This is a genomic window from Citrobacter sp. C1 (genome assembly GCF_014596895.2).
Lineage (GTDB): Bacteria > Pseudomonadota > Gammaproteobacteria > Enterobacterales > Enterobacteriaceae > Citrobacter > Citrobacter gillenii.
The window spans coordinates 77,041-93,950 of record NZ_CP115036.1 but is presented as its reverse complement, the minus strand read 5'-3'; the positions used below and the strand labels follow the sequence as shown (position 1 = coordinate 93,950).

The window sequence follows — 16,910 nt, the reverse complement described above, 5'->3', positions numbered from 1 at the left end:
GAGAGTGTACAGGCAGACTCTCCCCATTTTGTTGTTCAGAACTATAGATCCTGGGCTGTTGGTCTGAAAATAATTTCGTTAATCCCCACATCTTCTGGTTCACTGATTGCAAAAGCTACCATGCGGGCATAGGTTTCCGGCGGAACACCGACTTTACCGACATACTCCTGGTTTACAGCCTGAATATCTTTATCGCTAATATGCTCAAGTAACTCTGTCGAGACGGCACCTGGAGATATAATGGTTGCACGGACGTTATAAGCACAGGTCTCCTTTCTTAGCCCTTCAGTGAGTGCTCGTACCGCATATTTTGTTGCAGAATAAACGGCAGATGCGGGAAAAACCAGGTGGCCTGCAATGGATGCCGTATTGATGATGTGCCCCGATTTCTGGGCTTTCATGTAAGGCAGTGCAGCAGCAATGCCGTGCAGAACACCACGGAGATTAACATCAATCATCTGATTCCACTCGCTGACCTTTACCTGGTCAAGCGGTGACAGTGGCATCACACCGGCATTATTAATCAGTACATCAATACGTCCCCATTGGCTAACGGTAGTATCAACGAGCTTTTTAACATCGTCTTCGCGGGTGACATCTGTTGCGATGGCCATCGCGGTCCCACCTTGCTCGTTAATTTCTTTCGCAAGCGCATCAATACGACTTGAGCGGCGGGCTGCAAGTACGACTTTGGCGCCCTTTGTAGCCAGGTGCCGAGCCGCCGCTTCACCCATACCGCTTGAAGCACCAGTTATTATAATTACTTTATCTTTAATATTGTTTGTCACTTTGCTTCCTTATTTCGGCATCAATTACAGCTGCACCATAAAAGTCATCGGTGGTGAGTTATTCAACCCAGCTCTGTAGCCAATACGCGTAGATACATTTAACGGATGTTGAACCAGCCAGTCGTTTCTTCAATTACGCGCCAGAGTTTCTGGGGTATAGCTAGTTGATCTGCGTCAGATGCAGCAATATTGAGAGCAATTTTTCCTTCAGCTTTACCCTCTGCAAACTTAACCCAGTCTGGGTTCATCACCATACCCTGACCTACAGCAGTCAAAGATACCCCTGCTTTAACAGCATCCTCGGCTTGCTCTGGTGTTCGCAACTGTCCGGCAACAATCAGAGGTATACGTCCGGTCAGATGATCGCGCACGATTTCGATGACTTTCGGGCCATTCGGTGCATCAACGGGTCTGGCTTCAAGTGCATTACCGAGTGATACATGAAGATAATCAATACCTTCCTCGACCAGGCGGTCAACCAGCTGAAGCGAATCATCAATGCGCAACCCATCTTCGTAATGCTCATCCAGTGAAATGCGGTATCCCATCAGGAAGGGATGGGTTGCATGCTCAGCAATCGTTTTACGCACACTCTCGATGACGCTGAGTGGGAAACGCATACGGTTTTCAAGAGAGCCGCCCCATTGATCTTCTCTTCGGTTGGAATGAGGTGAGAAAAAGTTCTGAAGTAAAAAACCATGAGCACCATGTAACTCAACACCATCAAATCCGGCTTCTATGGCACGGCGAGTTGCTTCACCGAAAGCCTGAATAACCGTTTCGACTTCAGTGCATGTAAGTTCGCGAGGGGTCACGGAAGGTGCGAAAGGACCGGCGTCACCGGGAATAGCGCTTGCAGCTACAATATCCGAAACCAGTTTAGGGCTGGTTTTCACACCTGCATGGAATATTTGTAAGATTGCCGGTGCTCCACCGCTTTTAGCAGCAATAGCAAGGCGCTTTAAACTGGGAATAAATTTGTCGTCATACGCAGCAAACTCTCCCGTAAACCCAATGCCGTTTTCCTGAACATGTGTACAGCCAGTAATGACCAGCCCGATGTCCTGAACGCGTCGACGATAATATGCTTCTTCCTCATAAGATACCGTGCCGTCATCATTACCCGACCAGGTCGTCATCGGGGCCATCACAATACGGTTGCGCAGCGTCACACCTTTTCCAAGTGGAAATCTTTCAAGTAGTGGAGTTTGTTTCATGGAAAGTCATACCTATGCGAGATTTTTCTTGAAGAAAGGAGCCAGCTTACTCGCTGCAACCGTTGCACCCTGACCATCATAGAGGTCCATATGTGTTGCACCCGGAATGATATGCAGCGTTTTTTGGACAGAGGCCGCAGTGTTGTGTAATTCCTGGCTGTGCCAGAGCGATCCTGCTTTACTACCGGCTACAATCAGTAGTGGTTGTGTTAAATAGACATCAGCCCCTTCAAATCCGGTGAAAGACGCCAGCGTACTGATACTTGTCATCAGCATTTGATTGGTAGAAGTCGGATATTTTCCGCGTTCGGTCAGATAGTAGTCCGCAGCTTCCTGAAGATCTTTTGGTGCACTGGTATCACCCAATTTGGGTACATAGTTGACATAAACCGGTGCGCCGCCCGCTGCTTCTGCTGTACGCTGTTTAGCAACAGCATCCAGAGTCGAAATGAGTTCAGATTCAGATGTTGTTCCCTCCCAGCCTTTACGGGTCGCCGCTCCGACATCCACGGCACTGACTGTTGCCAGCGCTTTGATTCGACGTTCCGTCATTGACGCTTTAACCGTGATACCACTACCTGCACAAACACCTAATGCGCCAATGCGATTATTATCGACATAAGGGAGAGTCGTCAGGTAATCGACTGCGCTATAGAAATCGACAACGCGTTTCATGGGATCATCGATAAAGCGCGGTAATCCGCCACTGGCCCCCTGATGGGAGGCATCAAACGCCAGAGTGACAAATCCTTCTTTAGCCAGTTTTAGGGCATAAAGGCCAGCAGTCTGTTCCTTAACGCCACCACCTGGGTGGACAACGACAATAGCAGCGTATTGACGGTTTTCGCTGAAATCCGGAGGGACGTAGACGTTTCCGGACATCATTATTTCATTGTTCCGGAACAGGACGCTGCTGACTGTGACGCCATCTACGTGTGTCGTGGTGCCAGATGTACGAGGGGTAGGTGAGAGCAGGGCTGAAGCATGACCCGCCATCAGTAATCCTGCTGAGGCCACTGAACTCGTCAGGATAAAATTACGGCGACTTAACCCACCTGTTTTTTTACTCATTGCAAGACTCCTTCATATACATGATGGCGGCCCTGGCCGCTGAAAGAACATGGATTGTTTCAGCGGCCATCTTAATCTCTTTAGTATTGAGAAATTAGATGCTTAATTTCGCATGGGCTTAGAAGGAGGTTTTATTAATAGGGTTATAAGTAACTGAGTTCGATATGGACCAGGAAAAACAGTGCTCAAAGGTTATGGGGCACGGAGTGCTTCGAGCACAAGTGCAAATGCCGGAGAATGTTGTAGACGGCTGGGATAGTAAAGATGATAGGGAGGGCGCGGTGGACACCAGTCAGTAAGCACCTGGACTAACATCCCGTTTTCAAGGTAGTTCTCCACGGAATCTAGCGGCAGATAAGCAAGTCCCAGCCCATCTAGAGCGGCCTGCCTCATCATATTTATTGTGCTGAAAGTCGCTCGTCCATCAATACGGACCTTAATTTCCGTCTCATCCTTACGAAACTCCCAGGTATAGAATCCGCCATGAGTGGGCAGGCGTAATCTGATACAGCTATGATCTTTTAAATCACGAGGCGTTACCGGATGGTTTTTTCGCTTGAAATAAGAGGGCGCTGCGACCACTGCAAAACGGAAATCCTTGGCAAGAGGCAGGGAAACCATATCCATATCGACCTGTTCGCCCAACCGAACGCCAGCATCATAACGTTCAGCGACAATATCTTTAAGTCCGTACTCGCTGATAATTTCAATGTTGATATCGGGATACTCAAGCATCACCGGGGCGAGTTTAGGCCAGAGAATTGTATCGGCTGCATGTTCAACGGCAGTAATACGCACAGTACCGGCTGGTTTTTCTCGCAATCCGCTCAGCGCAGCTATCTCACTTTCAATTTCGTCAAAATGGGGTCCTATACGGGAAAGTAGCCGCTCGCCAGCTTCAGTCACAGAAACGCTACGCGTGGTACGGGTAAGAAGACGAAGACCAAGGTCAGCTTCTAGAGTCCTCACCGTGTAGCTCAGCGCCGACTGTGAGACACCTAACTGAGCGGCCGCTTTTGTGAAGCTTTTTGCTCGGGCTACTGCGATAAAAGCTTGATAATCGTTTACATTTTTACGACGCATTTATTAAACCAGTTTCTAAGTGAGGCATCATTAGAGGCATTAACAAAATAATCCGGATAAAGGCAATTTGTCCATCATTAATGCCTGGCAAATAATGTTGGGTTACGTTTGTTTCTTCCCAAATATATCTTCAGAGCGTGACTGAAGTTTCACCAGAGCATTGAACATATCGTCCTGATCAAGGGAGCGCTGAGATTTCTTCGTCGTGGGGGCTTTACGCCTGCGTGAAGGACCGTCGCCGGATGGAACGGACTGCGACCGGTTATTATCCCGCTCGGCCTGGACCAGCTGCGCCATTTCCAGGGCCCGCCCCAGACGTTTGTTGTCCACAATGGCCCCCTGATCGATTTCAGAAAGCTTGTCATAGGTGGAGTAGGGAAGTGATACGCCATTAAGCCGAAGCTCTTTATGTCCGTCAGGGTAATGCCAGACATCGATGTATTTACCAATCGCCCGACGACTGAATTCTCTATCTTCAATTAGATAAAGGACTTTGTCGTACTGCACTGTGAGTGATTTCGACACTTTACGAGCTTCACGCCAGTTAAAGACCATATCAAGGTCATCATCGACATCCAGTTCCCGATGAACATCAAACGCCTGGCGAGGCGCTTTTGCGAAACGCCGGTTGTAATCGTTCATGAACTCCTCGGCAAATGCGTTCGCAGCTTCCCTGGTACTTATGCCCTGGAGCCTGAGCTCCTTGACCAGCCGGTCCTGAAGCGTCAGGTGTGCCCGTTCAACGCGGCCTTTGGCAGCACTGGTTTCTGCACAAATGGTCTGAATGTTCAGCTCATGCATCGCACGGCCAAACTGGGTTTCGCCGTCGCCGCCGGTTGCATTTTTATTGTTGATCCTGAATACGCTGGCTTTGTCGCTGTACAGCGCCAGCGGTTTGCCATGTTTTTCAATATAGCCTCGGGTTGCTTCAAAATAGGTGAAAGTAGACTCAGATTTCACGAAACGAAGCTGCATTAAACGACTGGTTGCGTCATCGACGTAAACCAGTGCCGTACACTTAGGTCCCCGGTTTTCAAACCAGTGATGGTCGCAGCCGTCGATTTGTATGAGTTCACCGGCACAGGCACGGCGGTATCGCGGCTGCTGAATTTTTGGCGCACGTTGCTTACGTGGGACCCACAGACTGGCCTGAGTCATCAGCTTACGGATGGTTTCTTTAGAAAGATGAACGCCGTGAACCTCAGACAGTTTTTCACAGGCCAGCGTCGGACCGAAATCGTTATAGCGCTCGCGAATAATATTCAGCGCGTATGCGGCCAGTCCCTGAGGCAGCTGGTTGTTACTGGATTTACCACGGCGGCGGCTGGTCATGCCAAGCGGACCATCTTCACGATAACGCGCAAGCAGACGGCGGCACTGACGGTCGGAGATACCAAGCCGCTGAGCTGCCATCTGTGTTGTCAGACGCCGGTCGATGACGTCCTGAATTATCTTGAGTCGGTTAACTTCATCCAATGTGAAAAACTCCGTTGCGAGAGCCGTCATGGTAATCCTTACTTGATTATACACGCCGGACATCTTAACTTAGTCCAGAGCGGACATTACAACTTTGCTACTACATTATGTCTGCGCATAATGCGGCGTTATGGTAAATAGCCTATGCTAATGTCCGCTAAGAGCGAAGAGCGGACGTTAGTAATTCTTTTAGACAATCTTCCAGGGAGGTTATGATAAAGATAAACAGCTACAAAGGGAGTGGGCATGACATTGTTTGAGGAATGTAAGGAGCTGCTCAAGGCAGATTTCGATGTTGTGGAAGGGGATGATTTGAGCATGGTAATGGATATTTTTCATCAATATCCATGGCATAGCGGCAATCTCATATGGTCAGAAATGGATTTCTGCGATTATGAACTCACTCATGAGATGTTTAATGGGAGCGACTTAGGCAATGAAACTGTATTTGTCATAGCGGATGATGCCGATGTGCCCGTGTTCAGAACCCATCTACAACTCATTGTCGATAATATCTACGATGTCATCGCCATATCACCTAACCTATTTATTTTTAACGATAAGATAATGATTAAGCCTCTATTTCCTCATGATTTTATACGGTTTAGTCTGCGAAAGTGATGAGCAGAAATACTGACCTGCTCTCTGTTGATCAACTCAGACTGTTGTTAGCAGTGTCCGCTTCTGGCACAGGCTGTGTAAAAACTCGGTTTTTTCAGTATCTGAGGACTAACACCAGCAGGGATGCAAGATATTCCTGATATGGGCTGTATTCGCAGTGATTTGTATGTTGAGGCAAAACGAGACTTTGTGGCTTGATATGGAGTACTAATGGCCAGTTATTAGGAGTTAAAGCGGCCACTGCCGCTAGCTGCATCGTTCTCGCAGCTTAATGGCCAATCCTTCGGCCCCCCAGATGGACATCATCCTCTTCAGGTTATAAGCCAGTACATGCAGACTGATTTCTGTGCTGACGTTTTTAAACCGTTGCGTCAGGAAGTGAGTCGCTCCCATCCACATCTTAATTGTCCCGAACGGATGCTCTACCGTTTGCTTTCGCACGACAGCTGTTTGTGGCGATGCATTAAGCCTGGCTTGCATGTCTTCCATTTCTGCTTCATGAACCCAGCGCCTTATACGCCTCGGATCGCGTTTTGATGTGGTGCACCTTGACCGCTGACTGCAATCGCGACAGGCAATATTGTTAAAGTACATTTGCTGTTCTAAACCATCCTCAACCATCGTAAATCGGTTCTGAAGTTCTTCACCCATCGGGCAAATATAAATATCTTTTTCCTGGTCATATTTGAACAATGAACGATTGAAAAGACCTTTACGGTCAGCGCCAGAGGTATCGCCTTTTGGTACTAAGGCTACGGCACCTAAGTCCTGCGTTGCTTTAATATCTCCCCGGCTGTAATAACCTTTATCAGCCAGTACGGTAATATCCGCTTTGCCAACTGCTTCCTGCGCTAATTTGGTCACCGCTGTTAGCTGACCACGGTCTGGTGTATTCGTTACTTCATGCGCAACAATCAGGTGATATTTAGCATCAACGGCAGTCTATTAGACGTCAACTACCTTGGCCGGTACGCGTCAACTACTCTGGCCGCCTTTGAGTTATTTCTTAGCTGACTGCTGGGTGACTGCTTTTGATGTTTTCTTTCTGTAACTTTCTCCTGTAACTTCGAAGATATACCCGTGGTGGATCAGCCTGTCTGCCGCTGCCACCGCCATTGTTTCGTCCACGAAGATACTGCCCCACGTGCTGAACGGATGGTTACTTGTGATGATCAGGCTTCCTCTTTCGTACCGGTGCGCGATAAGTTCGAACAGCACGCCCGTTTCCGCGTTATCCCGTTTGACATAGCCCAGGTCGTCTATCACTATCACCCGGTAGCGATCCAGCTTCAGAAGCATCTCGTTCAGCCTCAGCAACGACCGGGCTTTACGCAGTTCCTGCAGCAACTCGCCGGCGCTGTAGAACCGGACCCGGTGGCCCTGGCTCACTACGCCGTCCGCGATCGCTGCGGCAAGGTGGCTCTTGCCCAGACCGCTGGCACCGAACAGCAGGACGTTCTCCCCGCTGTCCACCCAGTCCGTCGTTTCACACAGCTGACGCACCTGTGCGGCATTCAGCTCCGGGACCTGGCCGAAGTCATATTCGGCCAGCGTTTTCCCCACCGGCAACCGCGCATCTTTTATATACCGCCGCAGCCGTTCGCTTTCCCTGTGCGTCGCCTCTTCACTGCAGAGTGACAGCAGATAACGCGAAGGGGTCCACCCTTCGGCCAGCGCGCGTTTCTCCTGGCTGTGCCACTCGGTGGCTATGCGCGTCAGACGTAACCTCCTGAGCAACCTTTCAAGCGTATGGATATCGGTCACTGCAGGCCTCCTTTACGCATCAGGTTGTCATAACCCTGCAGGCTGTGCTGAACCAGTTTCCCGTCCGGCAGCGGCCGTTTATCTTTCACGCCCAGCCAGTTGAGCAGCTTCTGCAGATCCGGCTCTCCTGGCTCCAGCAGCAGGTGGTTCAGCCCTTTCGCGACCGCTGATATGTCTTCCCGCTCTGCCGCCAGCTTCAGGGCATTAACCATCAGGCGACTCGCCAGCTGAGGAGCAAGACGTGAACACATCCGCTGCCATAGCTGCCGCCATTCATCATCCGGCAGGATGTCGTTACGCAGTGTGGCGTGGTAGAACGCCCCGGGTTTCATGACAAGACTACCGATCACGTGCCGGAAGTTGATACTGCGGGCCCGCCGTTTACCTTTCGGGGCCCGGACCCGCTGACAGCTCATGACTTCATCGCTGCCAACGTAACAACTCAGTCTGTCATCCCACAGACGAACCTTCAGCATCTGTCCAATAAGTCTGGATGGCACGCTGTACACAACGTGCCGGACGTTGATGGTACTACTGCTGCTGACCCGGACGGACAGCTCCTCGTAGTCAGCACACCGCCGCTGAGGAAGGGGCTTCAGAAGTGCCAGCTCCTGACGGACTAGATCCTGATTGCGCTGGTTATGGCGCAGCACCTGCTGTGTAACGAACTGGCGATACTCATTCAGGGAACCGAAGTCGTTATTTCCGCGCAGCAGCAGGGCCTGCCGTATACGCTCCTTGAGGTGTCCGTGAGCCGACTCCACTGAACCATTCTCATGGCCCCGTCCGCTGTTATTGCGGGAGGGGGTCATGCCGTAGTGTTCACACAACCCGGCATAGCGCGCTGTCTGATCCCGGTGGTCTTCCTCGCTCAGGTTTTTCCATGCTGCGGCCAGACTGTCTGTACGGTGCTCTGCTGGTACACCGCCCAACTGACCCAGCGCCTCCTGCAGCCCTTCGGCCAGAGCGGTGAAGCTCTCGCCGCCGGTGACAACCCGCATCCAGCTCCAGCGACTCCATTCAAGGCGGAAGTGGAAGAGTTTGTGTTCCAGCGGGCAACCGTTAATGGTGATAACCGTGCCTTTCAGCTGGGTAAAATCTGACAGCGCCCGCATTCCCGGCAGATGCTCCTGGCGGAACATGATCTCCCGTTCCCCACCGTGGCAGGCTTTCCAGGTACGGATACGGCGCTGTAGCGTCCTGCGCACCTTATCGGGATACTGGCCCGGATATTTATCCTGCAGATATTCGAGAACCGTTGTCGGCGAGATCTGCGGACGGGAAGCGAGTAAGGGAAGCACATCACTGAGCCAGACCGCTTCCAGAGGATCCTGACGTGTCCGCCAGTGTCGCTCACCTGATGATTGCCACTGCCCTTTTTCAATACGTCGTCCGGAGCGAACAGAGATGCCGGTGGTGGCCGCAGCGGCTTTCTGGGTAAGACCTTTATTACGTTGAGCCATGTAAAAACTGACCTGTCTGGTATTCAGCGTCACAACCTCTCCCTGGAAAGAAGAAACAGGACGCTCAGATTACAAACAGGCCAGAGTAATTGTCGCGATGCGGACGGGGTAATTGTCGCCTAATAGGCAGTCTGAACGTTATAGCTCACCTGGCGGTTAACATTGTTTATCTTCATTAACCGGGAATCAGGATCTGTCAGTGACAGCTGCTTATCAGGGTGCTGCACAACGGCCTGCTGAATTTTCTTGAGTTCTTTCAGACGCTTTTGCAGCCATGCCAGTTTCGCAGTTGTTAAACATGCATTTTTTTCGGGCTCCGCAGCCTTGTCAGCTTCATCGAGCTTATTCAGGTAAAGAGCAATACTTTGCTCAACCCTTTCAATGTGGCCTTTTGTTTTCTGGGGCGTGAAATTGTTCGATTTGCTGTTTACCGCCTTGAACTTACTACCATCAATGGCAACCACCACATCGGTGAACATCTGCATCTGCCGACACAGATCAATGAAAGTGCGGCAAGCATTTTTGATGCCTTTACCATTGTTTTTTCTGAAGTCTGCAATGGTTTTAAAATCAGGTGTTAATCGTTCAAGTAACCACATCAATTCAACGTTACGATGGGCTTCTTTCTCTAACCGGCGGGATGACTGGATGCGGTTCAGGTATCCATAAATGTAAAGCTTCAGCATGGTTGCGGGATGATATCCAGGCCGCCCGGTTTGCTTTGCATTAACGCGCTCAAAGCCAAGTGTATCAAGCTGTAGTTCATCAACAAAGACGTCAATAACTCTGACAGGGTTGTCTTCTGTGACAAAATCATCCAGCACTTCAGGGAGCAACGTCACCTGATGTCTGCCTTGACCTTTGATATGTTGAGTCATACCTGCACCCGCTTTATTTAATCGTATGATTCTAATTTTATTAAATAAAGTAAGTTTCTGCATTGGTTTATCAAGAATGGTTGATCATATAAAACCACTACTTAGACCAAAAAGTGATCAGTAGTTTTCACACAGCCTGGGCACATAGCTGACCGTGACCAAATGAAGGAAGTCGGTTCCCTCCACCTTTCTGCCGCCTCAAAGGCGGCTGTTCTCCACGCCGTGCCTTCACGCTAACCCGGCCGCTGCGGCCACAAGGGTTCACTTCGTCTCTGTCCTCACCCGTTCGCACCCTTCACGGCGCATTCAGCCCGTGAAGGGCTTGCGCTGCGGCTTGCGGCATCGCCCCTGCGCCCTCCGCTTTACGCCGGGTTTTTGTGGCGGCACGGCGCAACAGGGTGCCGTATATCAGAGAGGAGAGTGCCATGTCCCGTTTTATCCTGGGTGACTGCGTGCAGGTCATGTCCCGTTTTCCGTCGCGAGCAGTGGATTTTATTCTGACCGATCCGCCGTATCTGGTCGGCTTTAAGGATCGCACCGGCCGCACGCTTGCCGGAGACAACACGCCGGAATGGCTGCAACCGGCCTGCCATGAGATGTATCGCGTGCTGAAAAACGACAGCCTGATGGTGAGTTTTTACGCATGGAACCGGGCTGATTTATTTCTGAATGCCTGGAAAACGGCTGGCTTCCGGATTGTCGGGCATATCGTTTTTGCCAAATCCTATACTTCCAAATCGACATTTGTGGGCTATGCCCATGAAAGCGCCTACCTGCTGGCGAAGGGGAGGCCACAGACGCCGGACCGTTCCATCCCGGACGTGATCCCCTGGAAATATACGGGCAACCGCCACCACCCGACTGAAAAACCGGTGCAGAGCCTGCGCCCGCTCATTGAATCCCTGACCCGACCGGGCGCCATTGTTCTGGACCCGTTCGCCGGCAGCGGCTCCACCTGCGTGGCGGCCGCCGAAGCCAGCCGGCGCTATATCGGCATCGAGATGCTTGAGCAGTATCACGCCGCGAGCGTTCGTCGCCTGGCTCAGGTTGAACGGGCGAGAAGGATGCCGGCGGCCAATGATGCCGGCTTTTATCCCGATTATCCGGAGGCGGCATGAACTATCCGGGACTGGAAGCCCTGCGCGCGGACGTTGCCGCGCTCAGCAACGCCATGTGTGACGTGCGGATGCTGCTGAACCGTCTTGAATCGCAGCACCGGCACGACGCGGCCACGCTCTCTGAACGTATGGCCGCGCAGACCCTGCGCCGGATAAACACCCTTTTACTGGAAGCGTACCGCGAAGCCCTGGTGCTGGACGAAACCTTTCAGGACTGACTGACCACGCCGGGTAATGGCCCGGCCTGTTAAACCAAAAAGAGAGAAGGCAATGTACGGAACCCGTGAAGAACTCTGTGTGAAGCTTGAAAACATGTTCGCTTTTGACGAACCCCTGGTCCTGCTGGTCTGGACGGAAGAGGGGGTTAGCGTGGCCTGCCGTGAAGCCCGGCCTGAACCGGATGAGGCGGAAACCCGCGCCGTGATGAAGGCGATCGGCGAGATGAAAATGACGGAGTACCGCCAGAAGGGAGTAAGTAATCTGACCATCAGCAACCTCCTGAACCGTCAGCGGGAAACGGTAAACAGACAGGTGAGTGTCCCGGCGGCACTCCTGGTCAGTGTTCTGCGTAACTATGAGTGTGAGCTGGAAAACCGGATCGGAATGGCCTGGGAAGCCGGACGGCAGGAGCCGGAATCCGTCAGGGAGGCGCTTAAAAACGTCCACGCTTTACAGGAGGTACTGGCAGCCTGAAAGAGGGCCGGGGTAATGCCCCGGCAACCGATGGCCATCCACTGCGAAAAAGGATGTCAGTGCCTTCCGCTTTTATCCGCCGCAGCCCGCCGGGCCACGTCGGGACGAAAAAATCCCCTGCAGCTGCGTGCGGTGACGGCATACGCCGTGACTTCACTGTAGCCCGGCCGCATCGGCCACAAGGGTTCGCTTCGCCTCCGTCCTCACCCGTTCGCACCCTTCACGGGCATTCAGCCCGTGAAGGCTTTGCGCTGCGGCTTGCGGCGTCGCCCCTGCGTCCTCCGCTTTTCGCCGGTCTGTCGTGTCGTCACGGCGATGCCGGAACCGAGAATATGTTAACCGTGGAGGATGTATGAACCAGACCCTGACCCGTTGTGATGCCGTCCGTCTTGAAGGCGCCCAGAGACTGACCTTTTTACCTGATGTGTTTGGCGGCGACTTTATCACGTCCGAGGCCTCCGTTTATGCCTATGCCAGCCGCTATTGCCCCGAATATGTTGGTGGATTCTGGCATTTTTACCGCCTGCCGGACGGGGGCGGGTTTATGGCTCCGGACGTGGAAAGCATGACCCTGTGCAACCCGGAAAACTGGTTTGAGCAGACCGTCAGCGGGGAAGTGGCAGGGATCATCCTCACGGCACTGGTGCTGAATCACCGCAGCTGGCACCACAGCAACCACGACCGGGAGGAGCTGTGCCGGCACTTCTGCCGCCGTCATGAACAGCTGATGAACTTCATTGATGCCCACCCGGAAAGCGCGACTATGTGGCGTGCACTGGACTGATCTACCGCGGGCGGCGTGCCGCCCGGACACATATGCGCGAAAATGCTGCATGTCTTTTTATACAGGAGTGACATCTGGCAGCGGCGCGGTAAACTGTTTAAAAAAACACAGGAATAAATGCCATGCAGATCAAAGTGGAAGTGAACGGCCTCGTCTACGACAGCCAGGATAAAGCCTGTAAATGTATTCTGACCGAAAGCCAGGGGAAGGTGTACGCCTTTCTTCAGGTACTGGACGGGTCTGTCAAAAAACAATACTGGGGGGAATACAGCCACGCTAAGCCAGAAGCCTCTGTCAGGGCAATACTGCTAAATGGCGGCAAGTGGCCCAATCTTCCTCACTGAAAAAGAGGCCGCGCAAGCGGCCTTTTTCTTTAGCTGTATTATGCCTGTTCCTGCCAGCGCGAATGGTGTGGCGTCCGGTCGTTACGTAGCCCATGTGACAGGAATGCTGAACTGCGGCGCCGCCTGTTCGCGCGCTGAAAACCCTGTCATCCCTTCGGGCTGACGGGCTGCAGTGACAGCGCCTGCGGCGCTGCACCTTCGCCCGGAGTCCGGAATAGCATCAGACTCATGCAGGACAACCATGCCAGGGTAAAAACCAGGCCGTATCTGCCGGAAGTCATGTTGTATGCTGATCTGCAGGGTGCGGTGGCCAGCTGGTTCCGTTTGCCCGGGTTAACGGGCAGGCACGGGCTGTGAAACCCGATCAGCAAATTCTCCGGAATATTACACATGGCCCCCTTCGGCTCCTGACCCGCTGCGCGGTCCAGTCGTCGAGCCCCACTCCGCCAGGGCCGCTGCTGCGCACCGGCCGGTCTCCGCCGAATCCCTTCGGGGTTCGTGCTTCGCTAGGGTCTGATGGCGAAGGTCAACCCCCCGGCTCACAGCGACCGTGCCGGTCGCGTCGCCTCCACCGCGCCGGCTGATGCCGTCGCTTTAATGCCGCCACGCCGTTCCGACGTGTCGGGTGCGTGCATCCTGTTCCCCCGGTGAGGCCATCACCCTGTGCGTCCTCCCGCGCAGGGCTGGTCGTAGCACCGTCGGGTCGTCATCCAAGGGGTGAAATGCACGCCGTCAGAAACTTTTTGCGGGCAAAAACTTTCCGCCGCCGCCCCTTTCCTTCCGCCCTTCGCCGTTGCTCCTTTGCCCTTTGCCGCGAGAGAACTCACCAGGGAGATGGACAACCATCACCACAGGAGAAAACCAGGATGCACACACGAAACGTCAACGTCAACACCGCCGCTCAGGAATCTACCGGAAGATGGGTTTTGTCTTTTCCTGAGCCTCAGACAGCCCGCCTTATCGCTGTTCACGGGAAGCAGGTCAGCTACGCATGGAACGTTCTGGAAGATTTGAAAGCGGCGGGGGCGTCTTATGCCCGTCGAAACATTCTTGCCGATATGTTCCGTCGTCCAGGCGTGAAGTAGTCCGTACGCGCGGTAATTATCGGGCCGGGTAGCCGGCCTTAACCAGGAGAAGGAGAAAAAAATGCAGAACCTGAAAACTGCCCTGACGGGTAAAAAAGTTGGAGAGAGCCGCGACATGGTGAAGCTGCTGCGCATTCAGGCCACCGACACCCATGTGGTGGAGTTCGACAACGTGGACACCCGTTTTAACGACTGCAACAACTGGCAGGTCATGGCAGAGGGCAAGCGCGTCCTCTTCAGCAACCGTATGTATGAGCGTTTTTCTGACATGAAATCCGGCGTACTGGCAACGATCACGGTCTGCGAAAACCGCGCGTCAGCCGCAGATATCGCCATGCTCGAGAGTGCGAAAGCCATGATGCAGGTTCTCGACAGCTATCCGTCTTTTGCAGCACTGGCTGCGCACCCGAAACGCATCACTGATTAACCGGGAGCCGTGACCGGAGGGCAATCCGGCCACGGCAAACCATCACTTAAACGAAGAGGTAAAAATAATGGTCGCCACCAATTCTACGGCAAAAACACCGCGCAGCAAAAAATCGGCTGCAAAAACCGCGCAGACCACGGAGCAGAAGCTCGTGCAACTGCTCGCAGACACGCCTGTGCAAATCTTCCCTTTCTCCCGTCTGACGCGCTCAGACCTGAATACGCGCATCATTGCGCACACCGACAGGGAAGTGGAAGAGATGGCCGACAGTATTGAAGCTGTGGGTATTCTCCAGAATCTTATCGGTGTGGATCAGCCTGACGGCACGATCGGTATCGTGGGCGGGGAAGGTCGCCGCCGGGGAACTGGCGTTCTGGTGTTACGCGGTGTGGTTGATGCAGACACGCCCTTTGTTCCGGTAAAAGTCCTGCCTGTGGAGCTGGCAGTGGCGGCCTCGATGATCGAGAACGGCAGACGCAAAAACATGCATCCTGCCGAGCAGATTATCGGTTTTCGTACGCTTCAGCAGGAAGGCAAAACGCCTTCGCAGATCGGCGCGCTGATGGGCTTTCACCCGCGCCACGTCCAGCGGTGCCTGAAGCTGGCGAACCTTGCCCCAACCCTGCTGGATGCGCTGGCACGTGATGACCTGGAGCTTGAACAGTGCGAGGCGCTGACACTTGCCGATTCCCATGAACGACAGATGCAGATCTGGGCGGATGCTAAGGCGCAGTGGAACGGGCGCACCCCGCTCGCCCAGACCCTGCGCAAAATGGCGACGGACGACAAAATGCCCCTCAGCCACCCGATGTTCGTTTTTGTCGGTGAGGATGCCTACACCGCCGCAGGCGGTGAACTGACTGCCGATCTGTTCAGCGATAAGGACAGCACCTTTGCCGATGCCACGCTGGTCAGATCGCTTCTTGATGGCAAACTGACCGTACTTGCAGCCCGTTTAAAACAGGAACAGGGCTGGGGCTGGGCAGAGTTCCGCATGACGGAGCTGCGTGGTCACGGTGAAGACAAGGAGCAGTACCGCTTCGCCATGCCAGCACCTGTACTGACCGACGAAGAAGAACAGCGGGTCAGTACGCTGGAAGCAGAAATGGACGCCACTGAAAGTTACGATGACGAGTACGCCATTCAGCAGAAAATTGATGATATTTACTGTGAAGCAACGTACCGCGAGGCCACGCCGGAGTTTCGCGCCGCGCACGGTATCTGGGTGTCATGGGATGGCAGCAACTTTCAGGTTCAGCCGGGGATCCACAGGCTGACTGAGGAGGATCGCCAGCAGGAAGAACAAACCCGCCAGGAAAAGCAAAATAATGTGGTGACATACACCATGCCGGAGATCCCCGCTGACGCTTATCCCGCCACGCTGGTTAAGGCCATGTCTGCCGAGCGTACGCTCGCGGTTCAGGCCGAGCTTGCCGGACGACCGGATGTGTCGGTGGCACTGCTGACATGGACGCTGTGCATGAACATGTTCCGGCGCTCCAGCTACGGCCCCCGTCAGCAGCCGCTTAAGGCTTCGGTCACCACCAGTCAGCATTTTCTTTCCACTCTGGCTCCGACCGGGGATGAAGGTAAAGCCCTGATGTCACTGAAAGCACAGCATGAAGCGTTTCAGGCGACACTGCCGGAAAACTGGGATCAGGATTTCGCCTGGCTGCTGACATGGTCCGCTGAAAAGGTTAACGCCCTGCTGGGCTTCTGCGCCGCGCACGGGATCAATGGCCTTCAGGAACGACTCTACAACCGTACAGAAAAAAGTGAGCTTGATGGACTGGAGGCTGCGCTGGACTTCGACCTGCGTAACTGGTGGCAACCCGATGCAGAAAACTACTTCGGCAAGCTGAAAATCACCCAGATTGGCAGGGCATACGAAGATGCCGGGATGGCAGACCGGGCTGGCGAGGTTGTGAAACTCAGGCGCCGCGATGCGGCGCAGGCAGCAGCGAAAGATCTCAATGCCGTGGGCTGGGTGCCTGACTGGATGGTGCGTTCCGCGCCAGCTGAACAGGCCGATGAAGCCACTGATACCGTTACTGAAACCACTGACCACGCAGCCTGATACCGGAGACCGCCGCTTTCG

The 16,910-nt window shown here is 53.4% G+C and carries 18 protein-coding genes and 2 pseudogenes; 9 read left to right on the top strand and 11 right to left on the bottom strand.

Features of this window, described 5'->3' with window-relative positions; all coding sequences use genetic code 11:
* Positions 1–41 precede the first annotated feature (41 nt).
* The 5 genes from IB214_RS24650 to IB214_RS24630 form a co-directional block, all read right to left on the bottom strand.
* Positions 42–788 (bottom strand): SDR family oxidoreductase, encoded by a 747-nt coding sequence (locus tag IB214_RS24650; RefSeq protein WP_117344046.1) that lies wholly within the window; start codon positions 786–788, stop codon positions 42–44.
* 98 nt (positions 789–886) lie between these two features.
* The gene (locus IB214_RS24645; RefSeq protein ID WP_117344044.1) at positions 887–2,005 is read right to left on the bottom strand and encodes an NADH-dependent flavin oxidoreductase; all 1,119 of its coding nucleotides are present in this window, start codon (positions 2,003–2,005) and stop codon (positions 887–889) included.
* 12 nt (positions 2,006–2,017) lie between these two features.
* On the bottom strand, positions 2,018–3,076 hold the full coding sequence (locus IB214_RS24640) for an alpha/beta hydrolase (protein WP_072105596.1): 1,059 nt from the start codon (positions 3,074–3,076) through the stop codon (positions 2,018–2,020).
* Between the two features lie 192 nt (positions 3,077–3,268).
* Entirely contained in the window at positions 3,269–4,159 is an 891-nt protein-coding gene (locus tag IB214_RS24635; protein WP_348939695.1) for a LysR family transcriptional regulator, read from the bottom strand.
* A 102-nt stretch (positions 4,160–4,261) separates the two neighbouring features.
* A complete protein-coding gene (locus tag IB214_RS24630) occupies positions 4,262–5,665 on the bottom strand; it encodes an ISNCY family transposase (RefSeq protein WP_117344041.1) in 1,404 nt (467 codons plus the stop codon).
* Positions 5,666–5,881: 216 nt separating this feature from the next.
* On the opposite strand from IB214_RS24630, the gene IB214_RS24625 reads away from it, so the two are divergent.
* Positions 5,882–6,256: a hypothetical protein gene (locus IB214_RS24625; protein WP_117344007.1), complete on the top strand. Its 375-nt coding sequence runs from the start codon at positions 5,882–5,884 to the stop codon at positions 6,254–6,256.
* Positions 6,257–6,502: 246 nt separating this feature from the next.
* On the opposite strand, the pseudogene IB214_RS24620 reads toward IB214_RS24625, so the two are convergent.
* The 5 genes and pseudogenes from IB214_RS24620 to IB214_RS24600 all read right to left on the bottom strand — a co-directional run.
* A pseudogene (locus IB214_RS24620) lies at positions 6,503–7,198 on the bottom strand (transposase); the annotation flags it as partial.
* Between the two features lie 57 nt (positions 7,199–7,255).
* Positions 7,256–8,020 (bottom strand): IS21-like element helper ATPase IstB, encoded by a 765-nt coding sequence (gene istB / locus IB214_RS24615; RefSeq protein WP_071444478.1) that lies wholly within the window; start codon positions 8,018–8,020, stop codon positions 7,256–7,258.
* The gene (locus IB214_RS24610) at positions 8,017–9,516 is read right to left on the bottom strand and encodes an IS21-like element ISPlge2 family transposase (RefSeq protein ID WP_071444479.1); all 1,500 of its coding nucleotides are present in this window, start codon (positions 9,514–9,516) and stop codon (positions 8,017–8,019) included. Before IB214_RS24610 ends, istB begins: the two co-directional genes overlap by 4 nt.
* Positions 9,517–9,614: 98 nt before the next feature.
* Positions 9,615–10,361 (bottom strand): annotated as a pseudogene (locus tag IB214_RS24605) (transposase); the annotation flags it as partial.
* A 295-nt stretch (positions 10,362–10,656) separates the two neighbouring features.
* Positions 10,657–10,788 (bottom strand): hypothetical protein, encoded by a 132-nt coding sequence (locus IB214_RS24600; protein ID WP_255508642.1) that lies wholly within the window; start codon positions 10,786–10,788, stop codon positions 10,657–10,659.
* Here IB214_RS24600 and IB214_RS24595 point away from each other — a divergent pair.
* The 5 genes from IB214_RS24595 to IB214_RS24575 all read left to right on the top strand — a co-directional run bounded on the left by IB214_RS24595 (position 10,787) and on the right by IB214_RS24575 (position 13,300).
* Positions 10,787–11,479 (top strand): DNA methylase, encoded by a 693-nt coding sequence (locus tag IB214_RS24595; RefSeq protein WP_117344009.1) that lies wholly within the window; start codon positions 10,787–10,789, stop codon positions 11,477–11,479. The two genes, IB214_RS24600 and IB214_RS24595, sit on opposite strands and share 2 nt — an antisense overlap.
* Positions 11,476–11,697 carry a hypothetical protein gene (locus IB214_RS24590; protein WP_117344010.1) on the top strand — a complete coding sequence of 74 codons (222 nt, stop codon included), beginning with the start codon at positions 11,476–11,478 and terminating at the stop codon, positions 11,695–11,697. The genes IB214_RS24595 and IB214_RS24590 overlap by 4 nt, the downstream gene beginning before the upstream one ends.
* Before the next feature lie 52 nt (positions 11,698–11,749).
* Positions 11,750–12,172, top strand: a complete 423-nt coding sequence (locus IB214_RS24585) for a DUF1380 family protein (RefSeq protein ID WP_117344011.1) — start codon at positions 11,750–11,752, stop codon at positions 12,170–12,172.
* Between the two features lie 352 nt (positions 12,173–12,524).
* Complete coding sequence (locus tag IB214_RS24580; RefSeq protein ID WP_117344014.1) at positions 12,525–12,956, top strand: antirestriction protein; 432 nt, start codon at positions 12,525–12,527, stop codon at positions 12,954–12,956.
* A 122-nt stretch (positions 12,957–13,078) separates the two neighbouring features.
* Entirely contained in the window at positions 13,079–13,300 is a 222-nt protein-coding gene (locus IB214_RS24575; protein WP_223240417.1) for a hypothetical protein, read from the top strand.
* 146 nt (positions 13,301–13,446) lie between these two features.
* Here IB214_RS24575 and IB214_RS24570 read toward each other — a convergent pair whose 3' ends face one another.
* On the bottom strand, positions 13,447–13,581 hold the full coding sequence (locus IB214_RS24570; protein WP_255508641.1) for a hypothetical protein: 135 nt from the start codon (positions 13,579–13,581) through the stop codon (positions 13,447–13,449).
* Between the two features lie 585 nt (positions 13,582–14,166).
* On the opposite strand from IB214_RS24570, the gene IB214_RS24565 reads away from it, so the two are divergent.
* From IB214_RS24565 to IB214_RS24555, 3 genes are all read left to right on the top strand, one after another.
* A complete protein-coding gene (locus IB214_RS24565; protein ID WP_117344021.1) occupies positions 14,167–14,385 on the top strand; it encodes a hypothetical protein in 219 nt (72 codons plus the stop codon).
* A gap of 61 nt (positions 14,386–14,446) precedes the next feature.
* Complete coding sequence (locus tag IB214_RS24560; protein ID WP_117344017.1) at positions 14,447–14,812, top strand: hypothetical protein; 366 nt, start codon at positions 14,447–14,449, stop codon at positions 14,810–14,812.
* 67 nt (positions 14,813–14,879) lie between these two features.
* Entirely contained in the window at positions 14,880–16,889 is a 2,010-nt protein-coding gene (locus tag IB214_RS24555) for a ParB/RepB/Spo0J family partition protein (RefSeq protein WP_117344019.1), read from the top strand.
* Positions 16,890–16,910: the final 21 nt, after the last annotated feature.